Raw genomic sequence first — 24,083 nt, 5'->3', positions numbered from 1 at the left:
CAGTCATTCCCAGCATGAGCCTCGTCAAGAAATTCGCCACCGTCGCGTCCGGCACGCTGATGAGCCGCGCGCTGGGCTTTGGCCGTGAGATGCTGATGGCGGCGGCACTCGGCACCGGGCCGGTCGCCGATGCGTTCAACGCGGCCTTCCAGTTCCCCAACACCTTTCGCCGGCTGTTCGCCGAAGGTGCCTTCAACGCCGCTTTCGTGCCGCTCTTCGCCAAGGAGATCGAGCAGCATGGCACGGACGGTGCCAAGCGTTTTTCGGAGGAAGTGTTCGGCGTGCTGTTCTCGGCGCTTTTGGCGCTGACGATCGCCATGGAACTCGCGATGCCGCTGATCGTGCGATACCTGGTGGCGCCGGGCTTTGCCGACATTCCGGGCAAGTTCGAGACCACCGTCACGCTCGCGACGATCATGTTCCCATACCTGATCTGCATGTCGCTCGGCGCCATGATGGCGGGCATGCTGAACTCGCTGCGCCGCTATTTCGCGGCGGCGATCGCGCCCGCCTTCCTCAACATCATCCTGATCAGCGTACTCGCCTATGCCTGGTATCGCGGGCTCGACGCGCATGATGTCGGCTTTGGCCTGTCCTGGGGCGTGCTGGCGGCGGGCATCGTGCAGTTGGCGATCGTCTGGATCGCGGTGCGCCAGGCCGGCATCTCGATCGGCTTCCGCCGGCCGAAGATGACGCCCAACGTCAAGCGGCTGCTCATCCTGGCGCTGCCGGCCGCGATCACCGGCGGCATCACCCAGATCAACCAGTTGATCGGCACGGCGATCGCTTCAGCGCAGAACAGCGCGGTGTCGTCGCTCGCCTATGCCGACCGAATCTATCAGCTGCCGCTCGGCGTCGTCGGCGTGGCCGTCGCCATCGTGCTGTTGCCGGAACTGTCGCGGGCGCTGAAGTCGGGCAACCTGGTCGAGGCGGCCAATTTGCAGAACCGCTCGGTCGAATTCACCTTGTTCATGACCTTGCCGGCGGCGGCGGCGCTCTGGGTGATGTCTGAGCCGATCGTGCGACTGGTCTATGAGCGCGGCGCCTTCGCAGCCAACCACTCGACGCCGATCGTCGCCTCGATCCTGGCGATCTTCGGCCTCGGCCTGCCGGCCTTCGTGCTGATCAAGGCATTCACGCCAGGGTATTTCGCGCGCGAGGACACGCGCACGCCGATGATCTTTGCCGCCATCTCGGTCGGCGTGAATGTCGCCACGGCGCTGAGTCTGTTCCCGTCGATGGGCGCGCCTGGCATCGCGGTGGCTTCGGCAGTCGCGGGCTGGGTCAACGCGCTGATGCTGCTCGCCATGCTGATCAGGCGTGGCCATTGGGGCCGCGACGTGCCGCTCTTGAGACGCATTCCGCGACTGGTGCTGTCCGCCGTGATCATGGCAATTGCGCTTTACTTCGCCGAGCACTACTTCGCCGCACGGCTCGGACCCGGCTCGCCGCTGGTGGTGAAGGCGACGACGCTGTTCGCGCTGGTCGGCGGGGGTGCTGCGCTCTATTTCATCGCCGCCTTCGGCACCGGCGGCGCCGATTTCGGGATGATCCGCCGGAACGTCAAGCGCGGCTCACGGAAATCTGCGCCGCGGGAATCGAATACTGGCCTGGACGAATAACTCGAACTGGCTTGCAGCAACACCGGTCTTGATCCCCTCGCGCCCTTCGTCCATAAGCGCGCCGTCGCAAGACTTTCGCCGCGCGCGGTTTCCAGCCGCGTGATTGGCTCCAAAAAGTCTGCAACTTTTTGGAATCACGCTTATACGGCCCTCCACAAGCCCTGAGGAAATCATGTCCGCCTTCAAGCCACTCGTCTTTTCAGGCGTCCAGCCGACCGGCAATCTGCATCTCGGCAACTATCTCGGCGCCATCAAGAAATTCGTCGCCCTCCAGGAACAGTCCGACTGCATCTATTGCGTCGTCGACCTGCATTCGCTGACGGCGCAGCTCGTGCATCAGGACCTGGGCGACCAGACCCGCTCGATCACGGCGGCGTTCCTCGCCTCGGGCATCGACCCGAAGAAGCACATCGTCTTCAACCAGTCGCGGGTCATCCAGCATGCCGAGCTGGCCTGGATCTTCAATTGCGTGGCGCGCATCGGCTGGATGTACCGCATGACGCAGTTCAAGGATAAAGCCGGCAAAGACCGCGAGAACGCCTCGCTCGGCCTGCTCGCCTATCCGAGCCTGATGGCCGCGGACATCCTGCTCTACCGCGCCACTCATGTGCCCGTGGGCGAGGACCAGAAGCAGCATCTGGAGCTCACCCGCGACATCGCGCAGAAATTCAACAACGACTTCTCCGAGAAGATCGCGGCGCTCGGCGTCGGCGTCGAAATGCAGGTCGGCGAAGAGACGGTGAACGGCTATTTCCCGATCACCGAACCGGTGATCGGCGGTCCGGCGGCGCGTATCATGAGCCTGCGCGACGGCTCCAAGAAAATGTCGAAATCGGACCCGTCGGACCTGTCGCGCATTAACCTGACCGATGACGCCGACACCATCTCGAAGAAGATCCGCAAGGCCAAGACCGATCCGGAGGCCTTGCCGAGCGAGATCGACGGACTGGAAAGCCGGCCCGAGGCGGAAAACCTCGTCGGCATCTATGCCGGCCTCGCCGAAATCTCGAAGGAAGACGTGCTGAAGGAATATGGCGGCCAGCAGTTTTCCGTGTTCAAGCCGGCGCTTGCCGATCTGGCCGTGGAGAAGCTGGCGCCGATCGCTTCCGAGATGCGCCGGATCGAGGGCGACCGCGCCTATGTTGACGCCGTGCTCAAGGATGGCGGCGACCGGGCCCGCGCGATCGCCGAGGGCACGATGAAGACGGTTCGCGACATCATCGGCCTGCTGCAGGACTGATCGACCGGTCTTACTGAACCATCGCCATGCCGGCCGGCGGCTTGCCGCCGGTCCGCGGCGGTGGCAGATTGCGGCAGAAACCATACCGAGCAGATAGACATGGTCTCCAAACGTCTCAGCCGCGAAGCCGGCCATCGCCGCAAGTTCCTGGCGATCATCGACGACACGCCGGAATGCGAGCGCGCCGTCGCCTACGCCTCGAAGCGGGCGCAGCACACCAGCGGCGTGCTGGTGCTGCTCTACGTCATCGAGCCGGACGATTTCCAGCACTGGCTGGGCGTGGAAAAGATCATGCGCGAGGAAGCAAACGCGACGGCGCGCGGAGCACTCGACGGCTACGCCAACAAGGTGCGCCAGAGCGTCGGCATCGAGCCGGAGCTGGTGGTGCGCGAGGGCAAGCCGACCGAAGAGATCCACAAGCTGATCGAGGAAGACCAGGACATCGCCATCCTGGTGCTGGCGGCCGGCGCCGGCAAGGAAGGTCCAGGACCACTGGTCAGCGCGGTTGCCGGCCGCGGCGCGGCCTTTCCGATTCCGGTGACGGTCGTGCCGCAGAACCTGTCCGACGAAGAGATCGACAGCCTGGCCTGACTTCCGGCCGGTGCCGGGCCTCTCGTCCGCGGCGCACATACCCAAGCCGACACAAGAATAACGCCGCCCTTGGCCGGCGTTTGCGGCGCGCCATTTGGAATCATGTGCGCATTCCAATGGAGGGGCGATGACCGAAACAGAGCAGGGGGCAGGCCGACGCGAACAATCGAGGGCGAAAGCTGCGGATCGTGCGGCCGCGGATGCCCGGTTTCGTGAACCGTATCGCGCTTCGCGGATTGCGTGTCGGCAAGGGCAGCGCCGATCTCGAATTCAGACGAACGGATGAAGGCGCCGAGGTCGATGTCCTGCAGACGAGTGGACAATTGACCGTCGAAGCTGGAGGATGGTTCGGACATCCCGCCATGGCAAAAACATTCCGCCAGCCAGCCGTTCCGGCGACGCGTTTCGCTTGAATGTCCAGCCGATAGAGCCTATTTAGAACTATTCCAAACTATCGGCCCGCGAAGGGCTTGGAGATACCATGTTCATCCAGACCGAATCGACGCCGAACCCGGCGACGCTCAAATTCCTGCCGGGCAAGGAAGTGCTGCGCGAAGGCACCGCCGATTTCCGCAACGCCGAAGCCGCGGCGGAGGCCTCGCCGCTGGCCGGCCGTCTGTTCGGGATCCCGGGCGTCACCGGCGTTTTCTTCGGCTACGACTTCATCACCGTGACCAAGGACGGCCCGGACTGGCAGCATCTGAAGCCGGCGATCCTCGGCGCCATCATGGAGCATTTCATGTCCGGCGCTCCGGTCATGGCCTCGGCCGCTCCGGCGAGCGATGCCAGCGGGACCGCTGAGTTCTACGACAAAGCAGACGAAGAGCTGGTGCTGACCATCAAGGAACTGCTCGACACGCGCGTGCGCCCAGCCGTCGCCCAGGACGGCGGCGACATCACCTTCCGCGGTTTCGAGAACGGCACGGTGTTCCTGCATATGAAGGGCGCCTGCGCCGGCTGCCCGTCGTCGACGGCGACACTGAAGCACGGCATCCAGAACCTGCTTCGCCATTTCGTTCCCGAGGTCCAGCAGGTCGAGCAGGTCGCCTGAGAATCCACTCCGCCGGCCGCACGGCGCGGCGGAGCTAATTCTGATCCAAGACGCAAAAACAAAAAACCGGGCCCCAACAGCCCGGTTTTCTGTTTTCAGGACGTCTTGTTGTTGCCTAGACGGTCCGCCTGCGAAACTTTTTGCGCCTACAACACGATGACCTTGGCGCCGACCGACGTGCGGTCATAGAGGTCGATAATATCCTGGTTCATCAGCCGGATGCAGCCGGACGACATCGCCTTGCCGATCGAGAACCATTCCGGGCTGCCATGCAGCCGATAGCCCATGTCGCCGCCCTTGTTGAAGAGATACATGGCACGCGCGCCGAGCGGGTTCTTCAGGCCCGGCTCCATGCCGCTGGCGAACTTGGCGAGCTCGGGCTGGCGCTTGATCATCGGGGCCGGCGGCGTCCAGGTCGGCCATTCGCGCTTCAGCGCGATATGGGCGGTGCCGTGCCATTCAAAACCTTCGCGGCCGACGCCGATGCCGTAGCGCATCGCCATGCCGTCGCCCTCGATGAAATAGAGGAACTTGTTCTGGGTATCGACGATGATGGTGCCCGGCTTCTCCGAAGTGTCATAGCGCACTTCCTGCCGGTGATATTTGGCGGGCACCTTCTCGATCGGGATGCGCGGCAACTGATAGCCGGCATCGGTCATCGCGCCATAGTTGTTGGTGAAGATTTGCCCGCCGATGGTGCTGCACCCGCTGATCGCGGTCGACAGCGCAAGAGCGGCGAGGATTGCAAATGACTTCAAGCGCATGAATTGGTCCGATGCCCCGCCTGGATGCCAGCGGCACGAGTCGGCCGCTTTGTTGTCATCATTCATGCTGGCATTTCTTTTGCTTGCCAAGCGCGCACTGCCTATATGCAAGACCTTACGCGCCGGTAAGTGCCGAACTGCGGCATTTCCGCAACAGGCCTCACCGGATTGTGAAACAAAATCAATGAGGCGGCTGAAAGAGCCGCCTGGGTTCGAGGAGAGCGCCATGAATGTCGGTGATGCCGCCGAGCGTTCCGGCCTGCCGGCCAAGACCATTCGCTACTATGAGGAGATCGGCCTGATCCGCCCGGCGCGGGCCGAGAACGGCTATCGCGATTACTCCGGCGAGGATATCCACCGGCTGGCCTTCCTGCGCCGCGCGCGCAATCTCGGCTTCTCAATCGACGATTGCAGGCAGCTTATGGCGCTCTATCAGGATCGCGACCGCGCCAGCCACGACGTGCGCGAGATTGCCGCCGCCCATGTCAGGGCGATCGAGGAGAAGGTGCGCGAATTGCAGTCGATGCGCTCGACGCTGCAGAAGCTGATCCATGCCTGCCATGGCGACGAGCGGCCGGACTGCCCGATCCTGGACGACATCGCGGGAGCGGCCTGAGGCCCAAGGCCCGTCAGCGCTTCCAAAAATCGCGGTGCGGGGCGAGCATCTCGTCCGCGATTTCGGGAAAGGGGCCAAACACCTCGATCTTCTTCTGGCCGGAGGCGAAGACGGTGCGCGAGGCGAGGTTCATCGTCGGATTCTCCGCATGATCCCCGGTGAGCGCCAGAAGGCTGGTTTCCTCGACCCCGTAGACCAGGCGCCCGATATTCGCCCAGTACATCGTGCCGGCGCACATCGCGCAGGGTTCGAAGGTCGAGACCAGCGAGCATTGCCACAGGAACTCCGGCTCATAGGACGCTGCGGCGCGACGGGCCAACTCGGTCTCGGCATGGCGCACCGTGTCGAGATTGCCCTGCCGCATCAAAACGCGATCGTCCGGCCCGACCAGCACGCAGCCGAACGGATGATGCCCATGCGCCGCCGCCTCGCGCGCGACGGCATCGGCGGACCGAAGGTGGGCGAGCATCTGGTCGCGGGTCATGGCGGAAATCCTCTCACGGCGAGATTGCTGCCAAGGGATATGATTAGCAATAACTAATCTTCGCTCGACTACGGCTCGAGCGTCCCCCCTTGGCTTTGCGCTCCGCCTATTCTGATTTTGGTGCTATTCTGACGACCGCGCAACGAGATTGCCGGCCATGGGTTTCCAGGACGACATCGAACGTGTCGAGCAGCACATCCGCGAGATCGAAGAGCGGATCGAGCGCCAGCGCGCGGTCATCACCCAAGCGGAAGAGAACGGCCTGCCGACAGACGGCCCGAGCAACTTCCTGTGGTTCCTGAAAGAGGCATTGAGCCTGAGCCGCGACCACCTAGCCAGGCTTCTGGCAGATGAATTTCGAGCGGGGGACTAGCAGTAGCGGGTCTCGCCGCAGACATCTGCTTTAACCGGCGACTTTTGCGTCACCGACCATCGAAGGAACCGACAATCGCCGGCCCCACAGGGGTTCAAACCGTGAACAAAATCTGGCATGGTGCTTCCATGCCACTCGTTTCCCCGATTCCGCTCAACCCTTTGATCGACGGCCGCCAGTCCGAGCGCGCCATGCTGGTGCGGCGCGGCGTGCAGCGGCTGCTTGCCGAAATGGGCGCGCATGTGTTGCCGGAGCTGTCTTTGGCCACAGGGCGGCGCGCCGATCTCGTGGCGCTGACCAGGCAGGGCGACATCTGGATCATCGAGATCAAATCCTCGATCGAGGATTTCAGGGTCGACCGCAAATGGCCGGACTATCGGCTGCATTCCGACCGCTTCTTCTTCGCCACCCATCCCGGCGTTCCCCAGGACATCTTCCCCGAGGAATGCGGCTTCATCCTCTCCGACGGCTATGGCGCGGAGATCCTGCGCGATGCGCCCGAGCATCGCATGGCGGCTGCGACGCGCAAGGCGCTGATGTTGCGGATTGCCCGCGCCGGCGCCGCGCGGCTCCTGGCGGCCGAGCTTGCCGGCGTCGCCGTGCCGGCTCTGGACGGCGAGAGCGAGTAGCGCCTGTTCCTCGCCGAACTCGGCGGGAGAGGAACAGGCGTTGCAGCTGACCTATTCCACTTCTTCTTCCACTCCGCTGCCCGCCGGCGCCATGAGCAGGATGGCCGCGCCCAGGAGCGCGGCAATCAGCGAACCCGCGAGGATGCCGACCTTCACTGTGTCCTGGAGCGCCGGGTCGCCGGCGAAGGCGAGCAGGCCGATGAACAGGCTCATGGTGAAGCCGATGCCGCAAAGCAGCGAAATGCCCAGCACATGCAGCCAGCCAGCATTGGCCGGCAGGTCGGCGAGGCCGAAGCGGATCGCGAGCGCCGAGGAGCCGAAAACGCCGACCAGCTTGCCGAGAACCAGGCCGGCGGCGACGCCCAGCGTCAGCGGCTCGACAAGGGCTGCAAAGCTCAAGCCGCCGAGCGAGACGCCGGCATTGGCGAAGCCGAAGATCGGGATGACGAGAAACGGCACAAGCTTGTGCAGACCGTGCTCCAGCCGGTGCAGCGGCGAATGTTCTGTTTCGTCGCCGATGCGCGGAGACCGCTCCAGCGGGATGGTGAGCGCCAGGGCGACGCCGGCCAGCGTGGCATGCACGCCCGACTTCAGCACCAGCACCCACAAGACGACGCCAAGCAAGAGATAGGGCCAGAGCTTCATGGCCCGCATGCGGTTGAGCACGATGAGCAAGGCGATGACGACGAAGGCGGCGGCCAGATAAGCGAGCGACAGGCCGCTGGTGTAGAACAGCGCGATGATGATGACGGCGCCGAGATCGTCGATGATGGCCAGAGCGGTGAGGAAAACTTTCAGCGATGCGGGCACGCGGCTGCCGAGCAGCGAGAGCACGCCGAGCGCGAAGGCAATGTCGGTGGCGGTGGGGATCGCCCAGCCAGAGAGCGCTGCCGCATTGTCGCGGTTGATCAAGACATAGACCAGCGCCGGCACCGCCATGCCGCCGGCGGCCGCGATGCCCGGCAGCACGCGGCGCGGCCAGGTCGAGAGCTGTCCGTCCAGCATCTCGCGCTTGATCTCCAGCCCGACCAGCAGGAAGAACACTGCCATCAGCCCGTCATTGATCCAGTGCGAGACGCTGAGCGGCCCGAGATAGGCGTGCAGGACAGTGAAATAGGTTTCGGCCAAAGGGGAATTGGCGACGATCAGCGCAAGGGCTGCGGCCACCATCAGGATGATGCCGCCGGCGGCCTCGCCGTCGAGGAACTGGCGAAGGATCGATTTCGGCCGTTCGTCTCGCATGGTCACTCCGTTGCCAGTCTTCTGGTCGGCGTTATTCGCGATGATGCGCAAGCCTCACCGGCTGAGCAAGCGTCACAGTTTCCGAATGCCGGCGCCGCCCCTCATCTGCCTGCCGGCATCTTCTCCCCGTGGAACGGGGAGAAGGGGGCTTTCGCGCAGGATTTCGCCAATCTCCGACGTTGTGTAAGGGAGCCAGCGTTGCGGCCAGCCCCTTCTCCCCGTCACTATACGGGGAGAAGTGCCCCACAGGGCGATGAGGGGCAGCGCTGACGTTGGCAGTTTGCGTCGTCGCTACAAGCTGGACCGACGTTGGCCTAAGGCGCACTTTCCGGTGCGGCTGGCGATCCTTACCGAGGCGCCCGCTTTGCGAGAATCCGCTGCAGGGTGCGGCGGTGCATATTGAGGCGGCGCGCCGTCTCGGAGACGTTGCGGTCGCACATTTCGTAGACGCGCTGAATGTGCTCCCAGCGCACGCGGTCGGCCGACATCGGGTTTTCCGGGGGCGCCGCACGTTCGCCGGAGGTGCGGGTGAGCGCGGCGAAGACGTCGTCGGCATCGGCGGGCTTCGACAGATAATCGACGGCGCCGAGCTTCACGGCGGTCACCGCGGTGGCGATGTTGCCGTAGCCGGTCAGGATGATGGCGCGGGCGTCGTTGCGCTTCTCGCGGATGACTGCCACGACATCCAGGCCGTTGCCGTCGCCGAGCCGCATGTCGACAACCGCATAGGCCGGCGGATGGGCGCGCGCCTTGGCGACCGCCTCTTCCACGCTCTCCGCCGTCTCGACCACGAAGCCCCGTGTCTCCATGGCGCGGGCAAGCCGGGTGAGGAACGGCTTGTCGTCCTCGACGATGAGCAGCGAGGTGTCCTCGCCCTCGACCATAGCGCCAGTCGTTTCGTCTCCGCTCATCTTATCGGCATCCTACTGACCTGAAGCGCGCCGCGCCGAAACCTGCTCTGGCGAAGGCCCTTCCGATCCCTGTTTCCGGACATGTCGTCTTCCCCAAGCCGCTGCACAGTTTTAGGCGACATGCCTCACTTTTACGCAGATACAGTCCTGCAGGGGCAATGTCCAATTTTTAGAGCCGGCAACAGAGCTGCCATGCGGCAATTGCAAGGCTTAGGCGCCACCCAACCAAGGTTTACGCATTGTCGAACATGGTGGCCGAGGCCTGTTCCTGGTTGAGGAAGAGGTTGCGCGGCCAGGAGATCTGCACCACCGCACCCTCGCCGAGCCCGCTCGAATTGCGGAAATCGATGGTGGCGCCGGAACGCTCCAGCAAGGTCTTGGCGATAAACAGCCCAAGCCCCAAGCCGCCGCCGGCCTCCGTGCCCTGGCGCGTCGACATATAGGGCTCGCCGATGCGGTCGATGATCTCGGCGGGGAATCCCGGCCCGTCATCGGTGATGGAGAAGATGACCTTCTCATTGTCCCAGCTCCAGCTGACGGTGACGGCGTTGCGGGCGAAATCAACGGCATTCTCAACCAGATTGCCGAGCCCGTAGATGACGCCGGGGCTGCGCTGGCCAACCGGCTCGGGACCGACGCGCTCGCCGGGCCGCAGCCGGATCGAGATGCCGAAATCGCGGTGCGGCGCCGTCACCTCCTCGACCAGGGAGGTGAGCGGCATGCGCGACAGATGCGCTTCGCCTTCCGAGGAAAGGCTGGTCAGCCGCTTCAGAATCTCGCGGCAACGCTCGCTTTGCGAGCGCAAGAGCTTCACGTCCTCGCCATATTTCGGATCCTTGCCGAGGGCCTTTTCCATCTCCTTGGCGACGACGGTGATGGTGGCCAAAGGCGTGCCCAGCTCGTGCGCGGCCGCCGCCGCCAGCCCGTCCAGCGCCGAAAGATGCTGCTCGCGCTGCAGCACCAGTTCGGTGGCGGCCAGCGCATTGGCGAGCAGGCGCGCTTCCGCGGCGACGCGGAAGGCATAGATGGCGGTGAAGGCGATCGAGGCAAACACAGCCATCCACATGCCGGCGACATAGATGAAGGGCATCGGCAGCGGCGAGCCCTCATACCAGGGCAGCGGCAAATGGAAGAACACCAGAAGCGTGGCCGCCAGTATGACCAACGCGCCAAGGATGGCCGTGAACCGCAGCGGCAGCGAAGCGGCGGAGATGACGACCGGCACCGACAGCAGCACGCAAAATGGATTGGTCAGGCCGCCCGTCATGTAGAGCAGGCCGGTGAGCTGGACGCCATCGAAGGTGAGGATCACGAAGGCCGAAAGCGGGGTGAGCCGATGCGCCGCCGGATAGCGGAAGGTGAGCCACAGATTCATCCAGGCCGAGCAGGCGATCAGCGCGAAGCACATCGATACCGGCAGCGGGAATTTCAGGCCATAGGCGACGACCAGCACGGTCAGGCTCTGCCCGACGATCGCCAGCCAGCGCAGGCGGATCAGCGTGTTGAGCCGCAGCCGCTGGCTTTGCTGGGAATCGGGCGCGCGCAGGATGTTGCTCATTGCCAAGGATTACAGCCGCAGGAGCGGAAACGATAGAGCATCGTCAGGTTCCACGCGGTTTGGCGCGGCTGGTGGCGGCGGCCAGCAGCGGGTTTTCCGGCCAGACGTGCTTTGGATAGCGACCGCGCATGTCGGCGCGCACGTCCGCCCAGGAGCCGCGCCAGAAGCCGGGGAGATCGCGCGTCGTCTGGATCGGCCGGTGCGCCGGCGAAAGCAATTCGAGCGTCAGCGGAACGGTTCCGTTTGCGATCGCCGGATGACGGTCGAGGCCGAACAGTTCCTGCACGCGGATCGAAAGCACCGGCCACTCGCCTTCATAGCGGATCGGCACGTGGCTGCCGGACGGCGCATCGAAATGGGTCGGCGCGAGCGTGTCGACCTTGCGCTGCAGGTCGTGCGGGACCAGTGCCATCAGTGCCGACGACAGCATCGCCGGCTTGATGGCCGCGAAAGAGGCATCGCCGGAGAGAAACGGCAGGAGCCAATTATCGAGCCGATCCAGAAGCGCGGCGTCGGAAACGTCGGGCCAGGGCGCTCCGAGGCCGCGATGCAGCCAGCCGAGCCGCTGGCGCAGGGCCTCCGCTTCCCTGCCCCAGTCGAGCAGCGACAGGCCGTGCTCGCGCAAGGCATCCGTTATGGCGCGGTCTGCAACGGCGCCTGACGGCGCCGGCAGCATGCGCTCGGAAAGCGTGATGGCGCCGAGCCGTGCGGTCTCGCGCATGCGCACGGCGCGGCGCTCGCGGTCGAAGCTCGTCTCGCGCTTCGTCTCGATACGATCGGCCAGGGCGGCGCGGATATCGGCTTCGCCGACCGGAGTGGCGGCGGTGATGCGGGCGTTCTGCGCCTTGCCCTGCAGGTCGGTGACCACCAGCCAGGTTTCATTGGCGAGCGGATCCGCGGCATCGACCATGGCGCCTGAGCCATTGGCCAGCACGAAGCGGCCGCGCTCGCCGCGCGCCCTTGCCACGCGATCCGGCCAGGCGTGGATCAGAAGGGCGCCTGCAGAGGCCGCCTCGCCGCTCTGCCCGCCACCGGCCTGCCTGGCCAAACGCTCAGCGAGCTGCCTGGCGGCGTTGGCGCGAGGGGATTTCTCGCCGCGAAACCGGATTAGACGCCGCTCCAGATCGGCGCTGTCGCCGCCCAACCCACGCTCGGTCAAGAGCACGGCAAGCGTCGCCGCTTCGAGCGCGTGGCCGCTCTTCGCCGCTTCGGCCACCATATGCGCCAGCCGCACCGGCAGTGCCAGCTTGCGCATGGCGGCGCCCGCCTCGGTCAACCTGCCGGCATCGTCGATGGCATGCAGCGCCTTGAGCAGCACCCTCGCCTCGTTGAGCGCCGGGGCTGGCGGCGGATCGAGAAACGAGAGGCTCGACGGATCGGCGACGCCGAAGGCGGCGCAGTCGAGCAGCAGGCCGGATAGATCGGCCTCGAGGATTTCGGGCGGCGTGAAGGCGGGAAGCGACGCGGTCTGCTCGGCGCGCCACAGGCGCACCGCCACGCCAGCCTGAGTGCGGCCGGCGCGGCCGGCGCGCTGGTCGGCCGAAGCCTTGCTGACACGCACCGTCTCAAGCCTGGTCAGGCCGCTCGCCGGCTCATAGCGCGGCAGCCGCGACAGGCCGGAATCGATGACGACCCGCACGCCGTCGATGGTGATCGAGGTCTCGGCGATCGAGGTGGCCAGCACCACCTTGCGGCGGCCGGCCGGCGCCGGCCTGATCGCCTGATCCTGCGCCCGGTTGTCGAGCTGGCCATAGAGCGGAACGATGTCGGTGTCGGCAGCGACATTGCCCGCGAGCCGCTCGGCGGTGCGCTCGATCTCGCGCTGTCCGGGCAGGAAAGCGAGCACGCTGCCCTGCTCGCCGGCCAAAGCCGCGCGCACGGCCCTGGCCATGGCGTCCTCGATCGCCGTGCCGGCCGGCCGCTCGTCGTAGCGGATTTCGACCGGATAGGCGCGGCCCTCGCTTTCGATCACCGGCGCCTCCGATAAAAGCTTCGCCACGCGCGCGCCGTCGAGCGTCGCCGACATGACCAGCAGACGCAGGTCCGGCCGCAGCGCGCCCTGCACGTCGAGCGCCAGCGCCAGACCGAAATCACCGTCGAGCGAACGCTCGTGGAATTCGTCGAAGATCACCGCCGAGACGCCGGGCAGCTCCGGATCGTCGAGGATCATGCGCGAGAGCACGCCTTCGGTGACGACCAGGATTTTTGTCCGCGCCGAGGTGCGGTTCTCCATGCGCATCGCGTAGCCCACCGTGCCGCCGGGCTCCTCACCCAGCAATTCGGCCATGCGGCGGGCGGCGGCGCGGGCGGCGAGCCGCCGCGGCTCGAGCAGCACGATCCGGCCCTCACCGAGCCAAGGCGCGTCGAGCAGCGCCAGCGGCACCAGTGTCGTCTTGCCGGCGCCCGGCGGCGCCACCAGCACGGCGCTGCTGCGCCGCGAGAGCGCTTCGCCGAGTGCCGGCAGCACGGCTGTGACCGGAAGCTCCGGCAAGGGTTTCGTCGTCATTTCGCCCGCATATCAGCGGTCGCGGTCGCAGTGCAAACTGTCGGGCCCATGCCGGTCAAAGCCGGGCACGCGTAAACGGGTTCCAGCGCACGGTGCCAAGCCGCACTTCCTCGCGCACCATGGTAAGGAGGCCTGAGGCGCCGACGACTGCAAGGCCGACCAGCGTCATCGCGTCGGGATATTCCCTGAAGAACATCGCGCCGAGGATGACCGCCCAGACGATCTGCGAATAATGCGTCGGGGCGATGCGGTTTGCGGGCGCGTATTTGGCTGCCAGGAGATGCAGCAATTGGCCGCCGGCGGTGAACAGGCCGCCCAGGATCAGCCAGCCCAGTTGCCACAGATTGGGAAGCGTAAATGACGTCGCGGCCGCGCCGACCCCGTTGAAGAGCAGGCCGTAGCCGATCAGCGAGCCCAACATGGTCGTGCGCTTTTCCTGCTGGGCAAGCGAGCGCATCAGGATGACGATGGTTGCCGCGACGAAGGCATTGGCGAAGGCGGCGAGATGGCCAAGATGCAATTCGCGGAAGCCCGGCCGCACCACCAGCATGACACCGGCGAAGCCGGCGATCACGGCAAGCCACCGCCAGGGGCCGACCTCCTCCTTCAGGATGACGGTCGACAGCACGGTGACGAGCAACGGGGCCAGGAAGAGCAGCGCGTAAACCTCCGCCAGCGGAATGGTGGTGAAGGCATAGACGCTGAGCACGCCCGACGCGATGCCGGCCCAAGCGCGCGCCTGTACGGCCCAGGGCCGCCCGGTGCGCCAAAAATCGCGCCAGCGCTCCTCCTTCGGCCGGGTGAAGAAGAGGAAACAGCCAGCAAACAAGGTCATGAAAAAGCCGATCTCCAAGACGGTGAACTGCCCGCCCAGACCCTTGATGACGGCGTCGCTGAACGAATAGTTTGCGTAAGCGAGAAGGGCGAGCAGGATTCCGTTCGGCACGATTCCAATTCCGGGAGAAAGACGTGAAGATACTGGCGCTGGGGGCACATCCCGACGATATCGAGATATTCATGTTCGGTACGCTGGCCGCCTATGCCGCGCTAGGCGCAGAACTGACTTTCGCCATAGCCACCGATGGTGCCAGAGGCGGCATGGGCGACCCCAAGGCGCTTGCCCGTTTGCGGCGCAAGGAAGCGACCACGGCGGCAGGCCTCCTCGGCGTCGAGCCGCGCTTCCTCGACTTTCCCGACGGGGAGCTCGTCGCCGATGCCGCGTTCATTGCCGCGCTGAAAGCGCTGATCGGCGAGGTGAAGCCCGACCTCGCCATCACCCATGCGCCCTACGATTATCATGGCGACCACCGAGCCTTGTCCGACGGCGTGCGACTCGCCGCGTCCTTCGCGGTGCCGGTGCTGCATGCCGACACGCTGGGCGGCACCGGTTTTTCGCCGACCCATTATGTCGAGATCTCGCATCATTGGGACATCAAGGCGAAAGCGATCCTCGCGCACCAGTCGCAAGGTCCGGAGCACTATGTGCACAGGGCGCGCCTCCAGAACGAGTTTCGTGCCGGACAGTGCAACGGCGCCTCCGGCGCGCTGGCCGAGGCCTTCCGTTTCGAGCCGACCTTCCCCTTCGCCGACATACGAGCGCTCCTGCCGCCGGCGCCGTCGATCCGGCCGCTGACGACAAGTCCGGGCCCCACCAACGGGGCCACCTGACGTCAGCGGACTCAAGTTCGGCGATCATTTCCCAACGATTTCAATGGTGCGTTTCGCAATGCTGCGGCGCAGCAACGAATTTGCTTGCGTTGTTTAGTAAAAAGAGCATCACTAAACAAATTACTAAACATCGGCGGCGCGCATAGCCCGCCATGTTTGGGCCTTCGGAGGAGCGAGGGTTGAGAGGCTTTTGAAACCGTCATCCGGACGCGTTTCGCAAATGGGAGGTAGGCATGAAATCGACCTTGAAACTGGCGTTGGGACTGGCCTCGGCGATCTTTGCGTCGACAGCCGTCTCGAACGTCGCGCATGCGGAAGACCTGACGCTGTGCTGGGCGGCCTGGGATCCGGCCAACGCGCTCGTGGAACTGTCCAAGGACTTCACCAAGGAAACTGGCATCGGCATGAAATTCGAGTTCGTGCCGTGGACCAATTATGCCGACCGCTTCCTCAACGAGCTCAACTCGCACGGCAAGCTCTGCGACCTGATCATCGGCGACAGCCAGTGGATCGGCGGCGCCGCCGAGAACGGCCATTACGTCAAGCTGAACGACTTCTTCGACAAGGAGAAGATCAGCATGGACGACTTCGTGCCGGCGACGGTGGTCGGCTATTCGGAATGGCCGAAGAACACGCCGAACTACTGGGCGCTGCCGGCCATGGGCGACGTCGTCGGCTGGACCTATCGCAAGGACTGGTTCTCGCGGCCTGAATTGCAGAAGGAATTCAAGGAGAAGTATGGCTGGGACCTCGCCCCGCCGACCACCTTCGACCAGCTGAAGCAGATCGCCGAATTCTTCCAGAAGCGGCAGATCGACGGCAAGACCGTCTATGGCGCCTCGATCTACACCGAGCGCGGCTCGGAAGGCATCACCATGGGCGCCATGGACGTGCTCTACAGCTATGGCTTCCAGTATGAGAACCCGAAGAAGCCATACGAGATGCAAGGCTTCGTCAACTCCGAGAAATCGGTAAAGGGGCTGGAATTCTACAAGGCGCTCTACGACTGCTGCACGCCGCCCGGCGCCTCCAACAGCTACATGGGCGAGGGTGTGGACGCCTTCAAATCCGGACAGGTGGCGATGCATATGAACTTCGCCTTCACCTGGCCCGGCCTGCAGAAGGACGAGAATGTCGGCGGCGACAAGATCGGCTACTTCGTCAATCCGAAGGGTCCTGACGGCGACCAGTTCGCGCAGCTCGGCGGCCAGGGCATCTCGGTGGTTTCCTACTCCGACAAGCAGGAATCGGCGCTGAAATACATCAAGTGGTTCGCCAACAAGGACGTGCAGGCCAAATGGTGGTCACTCGGCGGCTATTCCTGCCTGAACTCGGTGGTCAAGGATCCGAAATTCCCGTCCAGCCAGCCTTATGCGCAGGCCTTCCTCGACTCCATGGCGATCGTGAAGGACTTCTGGGCGGAACCCAGCTACGCGCCGCTGCTGCAGGCCTCGCAGAAGCGCTTCCATGACTATGTCGTGGCGGGCCAGGGCTCAGCCAAGGACGCGCTGGACGGCCTGGTCAAGGACTGGACGCAGGTCTTCCAGGACGACGGCAAGATGTAGTCGGGGCAAGATGTAAGGCTCCTCCCGAGCCCAACCGCAGCGTCCCGTGCCGCCCTTGGCACGGGACGCAGTTCAGATAAATTCCACAGGCGAGACTTACCCGTGACCGAAGCAGGACTTACCATGCTCGATCGGACTGCGGACAACGTTGCCCGGGCAACACCGGAACCGTTGGCCAAGAAGATCCGGGGCATCAGCGACAAGGGCCTCGCCTGGCTGTTCATCTCGCCGACGATCCTTTTGCTGTTGGCCATCAACATCTTCCCGCTGTTCTGGGCGATCTATCTCTCCTTCACCAATTTCCGCGCCAACCGGCCGAACGAGGTGGTGAAGAATCTGGGGCTCGCCAATTACCGGCGCATCCTCGGCGATCAGGACATCTGGATCGCCATGCAGACGACGGCGCATTTTGTCTTCTGGACAATCCTCCTGCAGACCGTCATCGGCTTCACGCTGGCCTGGCTGATCGACCGCAAGTTTCGCGGCCACGCTTTCTGGACCACCATCATCCTGGTGCCGATGATGCTGTCGCCGGCGGTGGTCGGCAATTTCTGGCGCTTCCTCTACGAGCCGCAGATCGGGCTGTTTTCCTACGTCGTCTCCTTCGTCACCGGCATTCCGCCGACGAATGTGCAGATGCTGTCCAATGTCGAGCTGGCGCCGTGGGCGATCATCATCGTCGACACCTGGATGTGGACGCCTTACGTCATGCTGATCTGCCTCGCCGGCCTGCGCTCCATTCCCGAATACATCTATGAAGCGGCGGAGGTCGACCGCGCCTCCAACTGGCGGCAATTCTGGTCGATCACGCTGCCGATGGCGCTGCCCTTCATCATGCTGGCGGTGCTGTTTCGCGGCATCGAGAATTTCAAGATGTTCGACATGGTCAACCTGCTCACCGGCGGCGGACCCGGCTCGACCACGGAGGTCGCCTCGATCACGCTGAAGCGGCAGGCTTTCGAGAGCTGGCGCACCGGCTATTCCTCGGCCTTCGCCATCATCCTGTTCGTCGCCGTGTTCGGGCTGGCCAACATCTACGTCAAGGCGCTCAACAAGGTGAAGCAGAGATGAGCCTGACCACCGCCCATTCCGTCGTAGCACCCTCGTCGAAGGCGAAGCTGGTCGCCGGCACGATCATCATAGCCTATGCGCTGATCTCGATCGTGCCGCTGCTCTGGATCTTCGCCACCAGCTTCAAGACGCCGCCGGATTCGATCGCCTATCCGCCCAAGATCGTCTTCCAGCCGAGCATCGAGGGCTATTGCAACCTCTTCACCACACGCACAAGGCAGACGCCGGAATATATCAATTCGCTCGGACCGGCGACCGGCTTCTGCGACGAGACCGTGCGCAAGCGCAACATGGTCATTGCCGGCCCGTCGAACTTCCTGCCGCGCTTCGTCAACTCGCTGATCATCGCCTTCGGCTCGACCTTCTGCGCGGTGTTCCTCGGCACGCTCTCGGCCTATGGCTTCTCGCGCTTCAAGGTGCCTTTGGCCGACGACCTTCTGTTCTTTATCCTGTCGACGCGCTTCATGCCGCCGATCGCGGTCGCCATTCCCATTTATCTGATGTACCGCGAGCTCGGCCTCTCCGACACCGCGCTCGGCATGATCCTGCTCTACACCGCGGTCAATGTCTCGCTGGCTGTGTGGCTCTTGAAGGGCTTCATCGACGAGATCCCGCGCGAGTATGAAGAGGCCGCGATGATCGACGGCTACACCAGGCTGCAGGCCTTCTGGCGCACGGTGCTGCCGCAGGCAACGACCGGCATCGCCGCGACCGCCATCTTCTGCCTGATCTTTGCCTGGAACGAATATGCGTTCGCAGCGCTGCTCACTTCCGGCAGCGCGCAGACCGCGCCGCCCTTCATCCCGACCATCATCGGCGAGGGCGGCCAGGACTGGCCGGCGGTTGCCGCCGGCACGACCATCTTCCTGGTGCCGATCCTCGTCTTCACCATCCTGCTCCGCAAGCAGCTCTTGCGCGGCATCACCTTCGGCGCGGTGCGCAAATGATTAGTGTGGGAATAAGTCGACCCCCACTCCGTCGAGCTTCGCTCGACACCTCTCCCCCGATCGACGGGGTAGAGGAGGGGCGCGAACTTCATTCAGCCAGGCTCCCTTCCTCTCCCTCCGGAGGGGGGAGAGGTGGCGCTGCGAAGCAGCGACGGAGTGGGGGAACCCCTTGGCAACCATCTCTCCCCTTGAACGAGAAGGAAGGGAGGAACGCATGAACCGCTCTGTTGCCTCCAAGCGCTCCTCTTGGCCCCGCTGGGCAAGGCGCGGCCTGATGGAAAACATCGCGACCGCGATCATCGCGATCGGCTTCCTGATGCTGTTCCAGCCTTTCGCGCTGTCGCTTTACACCTATTCGTTCATCACCATGCTCACTGGCACGGTGATGTTCATCGTCGTCTCGAAATTCCCGGAATAGATATGGCCGAGATCCGCGTTCAGAACCTGAGGAAGGCCTTCGGCGCATTCGTCGCCGTGCAGGATTCCAATTTCGTCGTCGAGGATGGCGAGTTCTTCGTCATGCTCGGGCCATCCGGCTGCGGCAAGACGACGACGCTTCGCATGATCGCCGGCCTTGAATTGCCGACCGGCGGCAAGATCCTGCTCGGCGGCGAGGACGTCACCATGCGCCGGGCGCGCGAGCGCGACATCGCCTTCGTCTTCCAGCTCTTCGCGCTCTATCCGCATATGAATGTGCGCCGGAACATCGGCTTTCCGCTTTTGGCGCAGGGCATGCCGTCGGCCGAAATCCGCAGCCGTGTCGAAGAGACGGCGAAGCTCTTGCGCATTGATCATCTTCTCGACAAGTCCGTCTCCGGCCTTGCCGGCGGCGACCGCCAGCGCGTCGCGCTCGGCCGCGCCATCGTGCGGCGGCCGAAATGCTTTCTCATGGACGAGCCGCTCGGCACCCTGGATACCGAATTCCGGGATCTGATGGTGCATGAGCTGCGCGAGCTTCACAACCGCATCCACGCAACGACCGTCTATGTCACGCATGACCAGATGGAAGCCATGTCGATGGCCGACAAGATTGCGGTGATGAATCACGGCGTCATCGAACAGTTCGGCACGCCGCGCGAAATTTACGACCGGCCGGCGACCATGTTCGTCGCCGATTTCATCGGCTCGCCGCCGATGAATTTCCTGAAATTCGGCGGCGGGCTCGCCAAAGGCGCGAAGGAGATCGTCGTGCAGGGCGCCAGGGTGGCGGTGCCGGAGGTGCGCGAGGATATAGCGCCTGCCGACATGGCGCTCGGCATCCGGCCCGAGCATATCCGCTTCGACGACGGCTCGAAGCTGCGCGGCGCGATCTACGGCACCGAATATCTCGGCACCACGCAGATCGTCGCTGTCGAGACGGCAGACGGCATCATCAAGGCGAGGGTGCCGGCGGGCATCCATCTCAGCCCCGGTGAACAGGTCGGGCTGGCGCTGAACGGCGCGCGGCTGTCGCTATTCGAGAAAGGCTCCGGACGAGCGGTCCGGACCGCCATGCATGATCAGGCAGCGGAGGCGCGCCATGGCTGATGTCCGTATCCAGGGCGTGACCAAGAGTTTTGGCGACACCGTTGCGATCAGCGATCTCGACCTCGTTATCAAGGACGGCGAATTCGTCGTGCTGCTCGGGCCGACCGGCGCCGGCAAGACGACGACGCTGAGGCTGATCGCCGGGCTGGAACGGCCGGACAGCGGCACGATCCACATCGGCGGCCGTGACGCGACGGCGCTGTCGCCGGCAGAACGCGACACCGCCTTCGTCTTCCAGCAATATTCGCTCTATCCGCATCTTTCGGTGTTCGACAATCTCGCCTTCCCGCTGCGCTCGCCGGCGCGGCGGTTTCCGGAAGAGGCCGTGCGCCTGCGCGTCAAGGAGGTGGCGCGTATGGTGCGCATCGACCACAAGCTCGACAACCGCTCGACAAAACTGTCGGGCGGCGAGATGCAGCGCGTCGCCATCGGCCGCGCCCTGGTGCGCAAGCCCGCGATCTACCTGATGGACGAGCCGCTGTCCTCGCTCGACGCCAAGCTGCGCGCCGATCTCAGGCTCGAGCTCAAGCGCATCCAGTCCGAACTCGGCGCCACCATGCTCTATGTCACGCATGACCAGATCGAGGCGATGACCATGGCCGACCGGATCGGCATCCTCGCCGACGGCGTGCTGGTGCAGATCGGCACGCCGCGCGCGATCTATTCAGAGCCGGCGAACCTGCATGTCGCGGCCCGCCTCGGCCAGCCGGCGATCAACCTTCTGCCTGCCGGACTGCTGCCCGACGGCGGCGCGCCGGCCGGAACGATGACGATCGGCGCGCGCACCGAGCATCTCGCGATCGAGAAGGCGCTGAACGGTCATGCCGACGGCGTCGTCGACTGGGTCGAGCATCTCGGCGACCAGAACCACCTGCATGTGACGGTCGGGCCGAAGAAGCTGGTGACGCTCACCGATCCCGACACGCCGCTCGCAAAGGGGGACAGAGTGACGATCCGCTATACAGCGCCGCTCTATTTCGGCTCGGACGGGCAGAGATTGATGTAGCCGGCCAAGCGCTTATCGCACACCGATTGACGACTGCAGATACGGACTGGACGAAATTCATGAAGCACTTTTTCAACCGCAAGGACACGATCGTCACCGAGGCGCTCGACGGTTTCCTCGCCACGGCGGGATCGGGCGCGCTGGCTCGCCTTGACGGCTACCCCGAGATCAAGGTCGTGCTGCGCGCCGACTGGGACAAGACGAAGGTGGCGATCGTTTCCGGCGGAGGCGCGGGGCATGAACCCTCGCATGCCGGCTTCGTCGGCGCCGGCATGCTGACGGCGGCCGTCTCCGGCGAGATCTTCGCTTCGCCCAGCGTCGAGGCGGTGCTGGCGGCGATCCGCGCCACGACGGGGTCGGCCGGCTGCCTGCTGGTCGTCAAGAACTACACCGGCGACCGGCTCAATTTCGGACTGGCCGCGGAAAAGGCGCGCGCCGAGGGCCTTGCGGTCGAGATGGTGATAGTAGGCGACGACATCGCGTTGCCCGACATCGCCCAGCCGCGCGGCGTCGCCGGCACGTTGTTCGTGCACAAGATCGCCGGTCATCTGTCCGAAGCCGGTCACGACCTGGCGTCGGTTGCCGCGGCGGCGCGGGCGGCGGCCAAGGACATCTTTTCGCTCGGCATCTCGCTTTCCTCCTGCTCAATCCCCGGACAGGCGCATGAGGAGCGCTTCGGCGCGAATGATGGCGAGCTCGGCCTCGGCATTCATGGCGAGCCGGGCGTCGAGCGCATCGCGCTGCAGAGCGCCAGCGCGTTCGTCGCTGTCATGGCCGAGCGCCTCGCCGCGCAGCTCGATCCCGGCAGCCATTATGCCTTGCTGATCAACAATCTCGGCTCGGTGCCGCCGCTCGAAATGTCTTTGATCGCCAACGCCGTCTTGTCCTCGCCGCTGGCGAAGGCCGTGGCGCTGACGATCGGCCCCGGGCATCTGATGACGGCGCTCAACATGAACGGCTTCTCGCTGTCGCTGCTCAAGCTGGACGCGGGACGCGAGGCGGCACTGCTGGCGCCCGTCGGCCCGCATGCCTGGCTGCCGGCAAAACCGGTTCGTCAGCCGGTCGTTATCGCGATGGCCAAGCCCGCCACCGGCGCAGCCATGAAGCCCGCCAGCCGCGATGCGGCCGCCGAGCGGCTGATCAAAGCCGTCTGCCAGAAGCTGATCGCGCTCGAAGAGCCGCTCAACGCGCTCGACGCCAAGGCGGGCGACGGCGACACCGGCTCGACCGTGGCGATGGGCGCGCGCAGCATTCTCGAGCGCATCGACACGCTGCCGCTCGCCGACAAGGCCGCGACATTTGCCGCAATCGGCGATACGTTGGGCACCTCGATGGGCGGCTCCAGCGGCGTGCTGTTGTCGATCTTCTTCACGGCGGCCGCACAGACTTTGCGTTTCGGCGCAACTTTACCCAAGGCGTTGCTCGCCGGGCTAGACCGCATGACTTTCTACGGCGGCGCCAAGGCCGGCGACCGCACCATGGTCGATGCGCTGGAGCCGGCACTGCGGGCGCTTGATGCAAGCGGGCTGGAAGCGGCGGCAGAAGCGGCGCGGCAAGGCGCCGAGGCAACCGAGGCGATGCAGAAGGCGAAGGCCGGCCGCTCCGCCTATATCGGCAGGCAGCTTGACACAGCGGATCCAGGCGCCTTCGCGGTCGCCGAAGTTTTCGCTGCCGTGGCGGCGCTGTTCGCCCCGGCATGAAGGACAGACAATGGCCGCAGCCGATTTCTCCCGACTGATCGCGGCGGCGGCCGATACGATCGCGGCACATGCCGAGGAATTGACCGCGCTCGACCAGGCGATCGGCGACGGCGACCACGGGCTGAACATGAAGCGCGGCTTCGAGGCCGTGCGTGCCGAGGCGGATACTTTCGTAGCGAAGCCGCTCCCCGAGGCGTTGAAGGCGGTCGGCACCAAGCTGGTGATGACTGTCGGCGGTGCCTCCGGCCCGTTGTTCGGCACGTTGTTCATGGCGCTCGGCAAGGACCTGCCCGCGGCACCGGATCGAAACGGGCTGGCGGCGGCGCTGGGGAAGGCGATCGAGGCGGTCGCGGCGCGCGGCAAATCGCAGCCGGGACAAAAAACCATGCTCGATGTGCTGCAGCCGGTGTATGAGGCACTGGCGCAAGGCAAGACGGCAAGCGAAATCGCCGACGCCGCCGATCAGGCGGCTGAAGCCACGGTGCCGATGAAGGCCTTGCGCGGGCGCGCCTCCTTCCTGGGAGAACGCTCGATCGGGCATATGGACGCGGGAGCGCGCTCGACCGCGCTTCTGGTGCGCGCAGTCGCCGAAACCGTCGAGGACATTTGATGAGCAATGTCGGTATCGTCATCGTGTCGCATTCACCCCTGGTGGCCGAGGGCACGGCCGACATGGTGCGCCAGATGGTGGGCGACGAAGTGCCGCTTGCATGGTGCGGCGGAAACGGCCATGGCGGGCTCGGCACCAGCGTCGAGGCGATCATGGGAGCGATCGACAAGGCCTGGTCGGACGCGGGCGTCGCCATACTGGTCGATCTCGGCGGCGCCGAGACCAACTCGGAGATGGCGGTCGAAATGATCGGCGAGCCCCGCTCCCACAGAATAGTCGTCTGCAACGCGCCGATCGTCGAAGGCGCGGTGATGGCGGCGACCGAATCCTCCGGCGGCGCCTCACTCAAGGAAGTGGTGGCGACGGCGCATGAATTGTCGCCGTCGTGAACGAAGGGGAACC

The 24,083-nt window shown here is 64.8% G+C and carries 25 protein-coding genes; 18 read left to right on the top strand and 7 right to left on the bottom strand.

Going from position 1 to position 24,083, the window contains the following annotated elements; all coding sequences use genetic code 11:
- Window positions 1-14: 14 nt before the first annotated feature.
- From murJ to O7A05_RS08300, 5 genes are all read left to right on the top strand, one after another.
- Window positions 15-1,622 (top strand): murein biosynthesis integral membrane protein MurJ, encoded by a 1,608-nt coding sequence (gene murJ / locus O7A05_RS08320; protein WP_337092513.1) that lies wholly within the window; start codon window positions 15-17, stop codon window positions 1,620-1,622.
- A gap of 172 nt (window positions 1,623-1,794) precedes the next feature.
- Window positions 1,795-2,862, top strand: a complete 1,068-nt coding sequence (gene trpS / locus O7A05_RS08315; RefSeq protein WP_278047262.1) for a tryptophan--tRNA ligase — start codon at window positions 1,795-1,797, stop codon at window positions 2,860-2,862.
- Between the two features lie 99 nt (window positions 2,863-2,961).
- Window positions 2,962-3,453: a universal stress protein gene (locus O7A05_RS08310; protein WP_040993731.1), complete on the top strand. Its 492-nt coding sequence runs from the start codon at window positions 2,962-2,964 to the stop codon at window positions 3,451-3,453.
- A 212-nt stretch (window positions 3,454-3,665) separates the two neighbouring features.
- Window positions 3,666-3,866, top strand: a complete 201-nt coding sequence (locus O7A05_RS08305) for a hypothetical protein (protein WP_337092512.1) — start codon at window positions 3,666-3,668, stop codon at window positions 3,864-3,866.
- Between the two features lie 68 nt (window positions 3,867-3,934).
- A complete protein-coding gene (locus tag O7A05_RS08300; protein ID WP_337092511.1) occupies window positions 3,935-4,504 on the top strand; it encodes a NifU family protein in 570 nt (189 codons plus the stop codon).
- Window positions 4,505-4,650: 146 nt separating this feature from the next.
- Here the strand turns inward: O7A05_RS08300 and O7A05_RS08295 are convergent, their stop codons facing one another.
- Window positions 4,651-5,268 (bottom strand): L,D-transpeptidase, encoded by a 618-nt coding sequence (locus O7A05_RS08295; protein ID WP_337092510.1) that lies wholly within the window; start codon window positions 5,266-5,268, stop codon window positions 4,651-4,653.
- Window positions 5,269-5,494: 226 nt separating this feature from the next.
- Between O7A05_RS08295 and cueR the strand changes: the two genes are divergently transcribed.
- A complete protein-coding gene (gene cueR, locus O7A05_RS08290; RefSeq protein ID WP_337092509.1) occupies window positions 5,495-5,884 on the top strand; it encodes a Cu(I)-responsive transcriptional regulator in 390 nt (129 codons plus the stop codon).
- Window positions 5,885-5,897: 13 nt separating this feature from the next.
- Here cueR and O7A05_RS08285 read toward each other — a convergent pair whose 3' ends face one another.
- Complete coding sequence (locus O7A05_RS08285; RefSeq protein WP_337092508.1) at window positions 5,898-6,368, bottom strand: nucleoside deaminase; 471 nt, start codon at window positions 6,366-6,368, stop codon at window positions 5,898-5,900.
- A gap of 157 nt (window positions 6,369-6,525) precedes the next feature.
- Between O7A05_RS08285 and O7A05_RS08280 the strand changes: the two genes are divergently transcribed.
- A complete protein-coding gene (locus tag O7A05_RS08280) occupies window positions 6,526-6,741 on the top strand; it encodes a hypothetical protein (protein WP_224584736.1) in 216 nt (71 codons plus the stop codon).
- Window positions 6,742-6,869: 128 nt separating this feature from the next.
- Window positions 6,870-7,370 (top strand): MmcB family DNA repair protein, encoded by a 501-nt coding sequence (locus O7A05_RS08275; protein ID WP_337092507.1) that lies wholly within the window; start codon window positions 6,870-6,872, stop codon window positions 7,368-7,370.
- A gap of 51 nt (window positions 7,371-7,421) precedes the next feature.
- Here O7A05_RS08275 and nhaA read toward each other — a convergent pair whose 3' ends face one another.
- The 5 genes from nhaA to O7A05_RS08250 form a co-directional block, all read right to left on the bottom strand.
- The gene (nhaA, locus tag O7A05_RS08270) at window positions 7,422-8,612 is read right to left on the bottom strand and encodes a Na+/H+ antiporter NhaA (protein WP_337092506.1); all 1,191 of its coding nucleotides are present in this window, start codon (window positions 8,610-8,612) and stop codon (window positions 7,422-7,424) included.
- Window positions 8,613-8,959: 347 nt separating this feature from the next.
- Window positions 8,960-9,523 (bottom strand): ActR/PrrA/RegA family redox response regulator transcription factor, encoded by a 564-nt coding sequence (locus tag O7A05_RS08265; protein WP_337092505.1) that lies wholly within the window; start codon window positions 9,521-9,523, stop codon window positions 8,960-8,962.
- 232 nt (window positions 9,524-9,755) lie between these two features.
- Window positions 9,756-11,081, bottom strand: coding sequence for an ActS/PrrB/RegB family redox-sensitive histidine kinase (locus O7A05_RS08260; RefSeq protein WP_337092504.1), 1,326 nt, complete (start codon window positions 11,079-11,081; stop codon window positions 9,756-9,758).
- A gap of 43 nt (window positions 11,082-11,124) precedes the next feature.
- Window positions 11,125-13,587: an ATP-dependent helicase HrpB gene (hrpB, locus tag O7A05_RS08255; RefSeq protein WP_337092502.1), complete on the bottom strand. Its 2,463-nt coding sequence runs from the start codon at window positions 13,585-13,587 to the stop codon at window positions 11,125-11,127.
- 55 nt (window positions 13,588-13,642) lie between these two features.
- Complete coding sequence (locus O7A05_RS08250) at window positions 13,643-14,533, bottom strand: DMT family transporter (protein ID WP_337092500.1); 891 nt, start codon at window positions 14,531-14,533, stop codon at window positions 13,643-13,645.
- A gap of 23 nt (window positions 14,534-14,556) precedes the next feature.
- On the opposite strand from O7A05_RS08250, the gene O7A05_RS08245 reads away from it, so the two are divergent.
- The 10 genes from O7A05_RS08245 (at window position 14,557) to dhaM (ending at window position 24,070) form a co-directional block, all read left to right on the top strand.
- Window positions 14,557-15,255, top strand: a complete 699-nt coding sequence (locus tag O7A05_RS08245) for a PIG-L deacetylase family protein (protein ID WP_337092499.1) — start codon at window positions 14,557-14,559, stop codon at window positions 15,253-15,255.
- Window positions 15,256-15,488: 233 nt separating this feature from the next.
- A complete protein-coding gene (locus O7A05_RS08240) occupies window positions 15,489-16,820 on the top strand; it encodes an ABC transporter substrate-binding protein (protein WP_337092497.1) in 1,332 nt (443 codons plus the stop codon).
- 123 nt (window positions 16,821-16,943) lie between these two features.
- Entirely contained in the window at window positions 16,944-17,891 is a 948-nt protein-coding gene (locus O7A05_RS08235; RefSeq protein WP_140846721.1) for a carbohydrate ABC transporter permease, read from the top strand.
- A complete protein-coding gene (locus O7A05_RS08230) occupies window positions 17,888-18,838 on the top strand; it encodes a carbohydrate ABC transporter permease (RefSeq protein WP_337092496.1) in 951 nt (316 codons plus the stop codon). Before O7A05_RS08235 ends, O7A05_RS08230 begins: the two co-directional genes overlap by 4 nt.
- A 214-nt stretch (window positions 18,839-19,052) precedes the next feature.
- Window positions 19,053-19,256, top strand: coding sequence for a hypothetical protein (locus O7A05_RS08225; protein ID WP_337092495.1), 204 nt, complete (start codon window positions 19,053-19,055; stop codon window positions 19,254-19,256).
- Window positions 19,257-19,258: 2 nt separating this feature from the next.
- Entirely contained in the window at window positions 19,259-20,365 is a 1,107-nt protein-coding gene (locus O7A05_RS08220; protein ID WP_337092494.1) for an ABC transporter ATP-binding protein, read from the top strand.
- On the top strand, window positions 20,358-21,371 hold the full coding sequence (locus O7A05_RS08215) for an ABC transporter ATP-binding protein (RefSeq protein WP_337092493.1): 1,014 nt from the start codon (window positions 20,358-20,360) through the stop codon (window positions 21,369-21,371). Before O7A05_RS08220 ends, O7A05_RS08215 begins: the two co-directional genes overlap by 8 nt.
- Before the next feature lie 59 nt (window positions 21,372-21,430).
- Window positions 21,431-23,071, top strand: a complete 1,641-nt coding sequence (locus O7A05_RS08210) for a dihydroxyacetone kinase subunit DhaK (protein WP_337092492.1) — start codon at window positions 21,431-21,433, stop codon at window positions 23,069-23,071.
- Between the two features lie 10 nt (window positions 23,072-23,081).
- Entirely contained in the window at window positions 23,082-23,681 is a 600-nt protein-coding gene (dhaL, locus tag O7A05_RS08205; protein WP_337092491.1) for a dihydroxyacetone kinase subunit DhaL, read from the top strand.
- Window positions 23,681-24,070 carry a dihydroxyacetone kinase phosphoryl donor subunit DhaM gene (dhaM, locus tag O7A05_RS08200; protein WP_040988688.1) on the top strand — a complete coding sequence of 130 codons (390 nt, stop codon included), beginning with the start codon at window positions 23,681-23,683 and terminating at the stop codon, window positions 24,068-24,070. The genes dhaL and dhaM overlap by 1 nt, the downstream gene beginning before the upstream one ends.
- The last annotated feature ends 13 nt before the right edge of the window (window positions 24,071-24,083 follow it).

Origin of the sequence: Mesorhizobium argentiipisi (SeqCode), assembly GCF_037179585.1 — a bacterium.
GTDB lineage: Bacteria > Pseudomonadota > Alphaproteobacteria > Rhizobiales > Rhizobiaceae > Mesorhizobium > Mesorhizobium argentiipisi.
This window is presented reverse-complemented; position numbering and strand designations above follow the sequence as displayed.

Bases quoted from the DNA above. Each gene is read 5' to 3' on its own strand.
- O7A05_RS08225 (WP_337092495.1), top strand. From the start codon at position 19,053: ATGAACCGCTCTGTTGCCTCCAAGCGCTCCTCTTGGCCCCGCTGGGCA.
- nhaA (WP_337092506.1), bottom strand. From the start codon at position 8,612: ATGCGAGACGAACGGCCGAAATCGATCCTTCGCCAGTTCCTCGACGGC.
- O7A05_RS08295 (WP_337092510.1), bottom strand. From the start codon at position 5,268: ATGCGCTTGAAGTCATTTGCAATCCTCGCCGCTCTTGCGCTGTCGACC.
- O7A05_RS08275 (WP_337092507.1), top strand. From the start codon at position 6,870: ATGCCACTCGTTTCCCCGATTCCGCTCAACCCTTTGATCGACGGCCGC.
- O7A05_RS08220 (WP_337092494.1), top strand. From the start codon at position 19,259: ATGGCCGAGATCCGCGTTCAGAACCTGAGGAAGGCCTTCGGCGCATTC.
- O7A05_RS08285 (WP_337092508.1), bottom strand. From the start codon at position 6,368: ATGACCCGCGACCAGATGCTCGCCCACCTTCGGTCCGCCGATGCCGTC.
- O7A05_RS08310 (WP_040993731.1), top strand. From the start codon at position 2,962: ATGGTCTCCAAACGTCTCAGCCGCGAAGCCGGCCATCGCCGCAAGTTC.
- hrpB (WP_337092502.1), bottom strand. From the start codon at position 13,587: ATGACGACGAAACCCTTGCCGGAGCTTCCGGTCACAGCCGTGCTGCCG.
- O7A05_RS08265 (WP_337092505.1), bottom strand. From the start codon at position 9,523: ATGAGCGGAGACGAAACGACTGGCGCTATGGTCGAGGGCGAGGACACC.
- cueR (WP_337092509.1), top strand. From the start codon at position 5,495: ATGAATGTCGGTGATGCCGCCGAGCGTTCCGGCCTGCCGGCCAAGACC.
- O7A05_RS08215 (WP_337092493.1), top strand. From the start codon at position 20,358: ATGGCTGATGTCCGTATCCAGGGCGTGACCAAGAGTTTTGGCGACACC.
- O7A05_RS08230 (WP_337092496.1), top strand. From the start codon at position 17,888: ATGAGCCTGACCACCGCCCATTCCGTCGTAGCACCCTCGTCGAAGGCG.
- O7A05_RS08300 (WP_337092511.1), top strand. From the start codon at position 3,935: ATGTTCATCCAGACCGAATCGACGCCGAACCCGGCGACGCTCAAATTC.
- O7A05_RS08240 (WP_337092497.1), top strand. From the start codon at position 15,489: ATGAAATCGACCTTGAAACTGGCGTTGGGACTGGCCTCGGCGATCTTT.
- murJ (WP_337092513.1), top strand. From the start codon at position 15: ATGAGCCTCGTCAAGAAATTCGCCACCGTCGCGTCCGGCACGCTGATG.
- dhaM (WP_040988688.1), top strand. From the start codon at position 23,681: ATGAGCAATGTCGGTATCGTCATCGTGTCGCATTCACCCCTGGTGGCC.
- O7A05_RS08280 (WP_224584736.1), top strand. From the start codon at position 6,526: ATGGGTTTCCAGGACGACATCGAACGTGTCGAGCAGCACATCCGCGAG.
- O7A05_RS08260 (WP_337092504.1), bottom strand. From the start codon at position 11,081: ATGAGCAACATCCTGCGCGCGCCCGATTCCCAGCAAAGCCAGCGGCTG.
- dhaL (WP_337092491.1), top strand. From the start codon at position 23,082: ATGGCCGCAGCCGATTTCTCCCGACTGATCGCGGCGGCGGCCGATACG.
- O7A05_RS08210 (WP_337092492.1), top strand. From the start codon at position 21,431: ATGAAGCACTTTTTCAACCGCAAGGACACGATCGTCACCGAGGCGCTC.
- trpS (WP_278047262.1), top strand. From the start codon at position 1,795: ATGTCCGCCTTCAAGCCACTCGTCTTTTCAGGCGTCCAGCCGACCGGC.
- O7A05_RS08235 (WP_140846721.1), top strand. From the start codon at position 16,944: ATGCTCGATCGGACTGCGGACAACGTTGCCCGGGCAACACCGGAACCG.